Origin of the sequence: Bacillus sp. CH140a_4T, from assembly GCF_008923725.1 — a bacterium.
Lineage (GTDB): Bacteria > Bacillota > Bacilli > Bacillales > Bacillaceae_G > Bacillus_A.
The window spans coordinates 5785-8470 of record NZ_WBPF01000023.1 but is presented as its reverse complement, the minus strand read 5'-3'; the positions used below and the strand labels follow the sequence as shown (position 1 = coordinate 8470).

General features: G+C 33.1%; 1 protein-coding gene and 1 pseudogene. Both read right to left on the bottom strand.

Features of this window, described 5'->3' with window-relative positions:
* Nucleotides 1-187: 187 nt before the first annotated feature.
* Nucleotides 188-411 (bottom strand): annotated as a pseudogene (locus F8162_RS27920) (ASCH domain-containing protein); the annotation flags it as partial.
* Nucleotides 412-519: 108 nt separating this feature from the next.
* Nucleotides 520-867 (bottom strand): hypothetical protein, encoded by a 348-nt coding sequence (locus F8162_RS27915; protein ID WP_151633991.1) that lies wholly within the window; start codon nt 865-867, stop codon nt 520-522.
* Between the last annotated feature and the right edge of the window lie 1819 nt (nt 868-2686).

Genomic DNA, 2686 nt, shown 5'->3' with positions numbered 1-2686 from the left:
TCTAGCGCCGATGGTAGTTGGGACCTTGTCCCTGTGAGAGTAGGACGTCGCCAAGCAAGCTTAAGACGAGTCAGAATGACTCGTCTTTTTTGTGTTTCATTAAACACGAACTTTTGGTGAAATCGTTATTAATTATAGCTTCACTTTGTTTTTATATCGATAAACTTGTAATTACAGCTACTATCGCTTCGCCTTCAGCGATAGTGAATTCTTCTGTCACTTCGTTCATTGGCATTATAGTTACTTCTATTGTCTTAATAATAGCTACAGGTTCATCCTGGCTATTGGGTACAATATTATAATCGTTAGTTGTTGGTAGTGTTTCATTTTCTAATTCATAAAAATATGGCTGGAGCATGTTGCTGTTGTTAACTCATCAATTACTAACTGTGCGAAATAATTAGGGGAGTTCTCTAACAATGGTTTTAACTCTTCGTCGGTTTCGTGAATAGACAAGAAGCTACCATCCGCTAAACAAGGAAAGAATTTTTTTAATACAAATTGTTTACCTGTCTCGGTCTATATATTCTTCAATATTGACTGAATCTTATTTTGTAATAGGTTATTTACCTCATTTATTTGTTTTAGGTAGTTATGTCGTAAAAATGGTGGAGCGAAAAAAATAATAACACATGCTTTCTTTTCTGGATCTAGTTGTTGAAGAGCTGCGATAATTTCAAAATATAGTTCTTGCAAATTTTGTGTGTTACTTTCTCGTATAACATCTTGAATAGCGATGTCTGGGTTAATGTCTAGGTTCCTTAATGTTTTTATATAGTCTGCATAGCTTATTACATCAATTTCCCAAGAAAGTTTTCGAATAGGAAGCCCTGTTATGAGTAAGTAATGTTTGAACTGCTCCTGCAAATAGTGTTCTGCCTTTTTACAGACGTTACTCGCTTCTTCTAATAATAGAGAAAGAACCTTTTTGGTGTAGCTTCATAAATAAAATAATTAAAGTATAATTGACTACTTGTTGCTGTTTTGCATAGTATACTTCTCTTTATTATCACGCTGATATAAACAAGTTGGAGGGAGAACGAGTTCATCGGGAATAAGTTCAGTTAGTTTATAGTTGTTATGTAGTCTATTTGTGATTTGGGCTGCAATAAAATTAGGATCAATCCCCGACAATGTATCACCATCATATAAGTGTGTTATAAAATCATTATTAATTGCCAAACGATACTGTAATTGTTTTTCTTGCTTTAGTCTTTCGAGTTCAGTTAAGGCAGAGAGAATACCATGATGTCCACCTTCCTCATCCCCATTGAATAAGAGAAGTAGATTGCCTTCTAGTAAATGAATATGTTCTTAAAAGTATAGAATGTTAGCTAAATGAATAGCAGCACCGCTTTTCATATCAAGAGAGCCACCGCCAAACAACCAATCTCCAGATTTTGCATCGGTTTGAACATTCGTATCACTTTTGTAGGTTTGAAAATATTGTTCGAGTGTGTCAGGAGAGAAAGTATCGTCTTTTAATGATCCGAAATCTTCAATGCCGACTGTATCTAGATGTGAATGATAAATAATAGTAGAAGGGGAGTTGTTTTTCGCTTTTATAAATGCAAATACATTGCTCCTGCCTATTGGATCATGAGCTACATCCTGAACCCATACGTGTTCATAAAATAAGGAAGGCCTTTTAAAATGCTATATAGTTCATCTATAATCCGAACTTTTCCGCTAGTGCCGTTAATGCTATTAAATGAAACTAAATACTTTGTTAGTAACTCAATTTGCTCTTCTAACGTTAAATCTTGTAGTTGTTTATATATGGATATAGGATAAAACCTCCTTAAGTCTTATAATTGAGGATCTTTCGTAGAGAAGATGAGTGCAGGTGGAAAAATGATAGTATGTTTCCATAAATATAAGAGAGTGATGATGTATAATAAGGATTGGAACGTTTGTTCTATATAGGTATAATAGGTGTACTCAATTAATTGAGGTGCTCATTTTGAATTTAGTAGATGCGTTTAAAGAAGAAATGCTATTACTAGGTTCGAATTCTAAAGATAGCTTATAACTTTACATATTTTAGTGGCTTATTTAAGGGATATTCAGAATACACTAGGCCGTATTGAAGTGAGTGATACTAGAGGTGAAATGGATAAAAGACCAATATTCTACTTGGGCTACCGGTTAATAATATGTGGCTTATATAAACCTACAGTAATATGAAAAACATAAATAAACTTGCTTTTCTATTTTGAAAACAGCACCCTATCTTTTAAAGCGCTAATATATTGAATAATAGAAGTGAATGATGTTCGGATATCGTGTGAGATAATGGCCAAAGGTGGTTTTCTAGATGCTCTTACCATCATCCGTTATAAGGATGCGTATATCTTTTATATCTGCGCATGCTTTTAATAGAGTTTTATTGATAGTACAGTAGGATAAATAAAGGAGGATGTTAGGGAATGTAATAACTACCTACTTATATACTAATACTTTTTATAAATAATGTTGTTGGTTCTGTTGAGAGAAAACGTTCTTACAGATTAAGCCTTTTAATGAATAATGCTTTAAATTCAATTGAATATGTTTTGGAAGAATAGATTAAAGAGAAGTAGAAGGTGGTTTCCGGTAATGAATCTTTGTAGAGCCGTATCTAGCTAAAAGAGCATAAAAATATTAAATTAAATAACTTTATAAAAAGGTGTTGACGATTAGACTA